The organism is Sandarakinorhabdus sp. (genome assembly GCF_031422795.1).
Classification (GTDB): Bacteria; Pseudomonadota; Alphaproteobacteria; order Sphingomonadales; family Sphingomonadaceae; genus Sandarakinorhabdus.
The window spans coordinates 1-1,522 of the sequence record NZ_JANPML010000085.1; the positions used below are offsets into that span (position 1 = coordinate 1).

Below are 1,522 nucleotides of genomic sequence, written 5' to 3' on the forward strand. Positions count from 1 at the left end.
TGAAGGCCGGCGTGCCGATCTGCATGGGCGGCGATGTTGGCGTTTATGCCCACGGCACAAATGCCCGCGAAATGCTGTTGATGGCCCAGGCCGGCATGAGCAGCGCGGCGGTGCTCACGGCAGCCACAGCCGGCAATGCGCGATATTTCGGCCTGACCGACCGGGGCCGCATCGCGCCGGGCCTGCTCGCCGATCTGGTGGCGGTGCCGGGCGATCCGGTGCAGGAACTGGGCATCGTTGCCCAAATTGCCTTCGTGATGAAGGGCGGCGTGGTGGAAAAGGCGGCGCAATGATTCTGTCCTGGCAAAGCCGCCGCATTGGCAAAGCCCGGACACGCCGGTAGAGCCGCGCACCATGGACAGTTTCAACGATTCCACCAGCACCGCCGCGCTGCTCGCCACCCGCCGTTCCGGCAAGGCGCGCGACATGCTGGCGCCCGGCCCCGATGCCGGCAAGTTGCAGGCCATGATTGCAGCAGCGGCGCGCGTGCCCGATCATGGCAAGCTCAATCCCTGGCGATTCGTGGTGATCGAAAATCGCGCCGCCTTTGCAGAGGCGCTGCTGGGCATTTATACCGCTGCCAAGCCCGAGGCAGGCCGGCTGGAAGTGGAGGCCGTGCAGCAGTTCGCCGCCAACGCGCCGTGCCTGGTGGTGGTGATCGCCAGCCCCAAACCCAGCCATATTCCGCCGTGGGAACAGGAGCTTTCGGTGGGTGCGGTCTGCCAGAATCTCTGTCTGGCTGCCCACGCCCATGGTTTTGTCGCCAATTGGCTCACCGGTTGGGCGGCGTACGACGCGCAGGTGCTGGCCTTGCTCGACGGCGCCGCGCCGGAACGCATCGCCGGCTTCTTCTTCATCGGCACCCAGGCGAAGCCGCTGGAAGAGCGGCCCCGGCCCGAGCTGTCAGCTGTGTTGAGCCACTGGCAGGGTTGATCAGCTGCAGCGCACGTCGCCGCTGCCGGCGATCTTCTTCACGCATTTGGCGCCGCCCGTGACGACAACGTCACCGGAACCGGCAATGCGGATGGAGGCGTCGCCACTGGCCCGCGCCATGACATTGCCCGAACCGGCAATGCGGATCGACGAATTGACACAGGCAAGGCGCGACAGATCGACATCGCCGCTGCCGGCGATGCTGATATTCTGGGCGCCGCAGCGGCCGGCCATCGTGACATTGCCCGAACCCGAAACGCTGATGTTGGCCGTCTTGGCGTCGAGACTAGCCACGGACATGTCGCCGGAACCGCTCAACTTGGCGTCGAACACGTCGGCGGCACCCTTGTCGGCAGTCACATCGGAAGAGCCCGCCAGCGCCAGGCCACGCAATGCCGGCATGGTCACCGACACCACAACATTCTTGCCGCCCCAGCGCCAATTGCCAGACTTGCGGCCGATGCTCAGCTGACCGCCTTCAACCTTGATCTCAAGCCGATCCAGATCATCCTGTTCGCCCGTGGCGACCACGGCGAAGCTGTTGCCGGTGCGGATGTTGACGTTGTCGGAACCGCTCACGGCCACCTTG

At 65.6% G+C, this 1,522-nt stretch carries 3 protein-coding genes; 2 read left to right on the top strand and 1 reads right to left on the bottom strand.

Annotated features, from left to right (window positions below):
- Together RMO81_RS03380 and RMO81_RS03385 are read left to right on the top strand one after the other, a co-directional pair.
- On the top strand, positions 1 to 293 hold a 293-nt coding region (locus tag RMO81_RS03380), incomplete at its 5' end, for an amidohydrolase family protein (protein WP_310474325.1).
- Positions 294 to 354: 61 nt separating this feature from the next.
- On the top strand, positions 355 to 933 hold the full coding sequence (locus tag RMO81_RS03385) for a nitroreductase (RefSeq protein ID WP_310474326.1): 579 nt from the start codon (positions 355 to 357) through the stop codon (positions 931 to 933).
- On the opposite strand, the gene RMO81_RS03390 is transcribed toward RMO81_RS03385, so the two are convergent.
- Positions 934 to 1,522, bottom strand: a 589-nt coding sequence (locus RMO81_RS03390; protein WP_310474328.1) for a head GIN domain-containing protein, incomplete at its 5' end; no start/stop codon positions are given.

What these genes read in the sequence shown, in the direction of transcription:
- RMO81_RS03385 (WP_310474326.1), top strand. Translation starts at nt 355, where the DNA reads ATGGACAGTTTCAACGATTCCACCAGCACCGCCGCGCTGCTCGCCACC.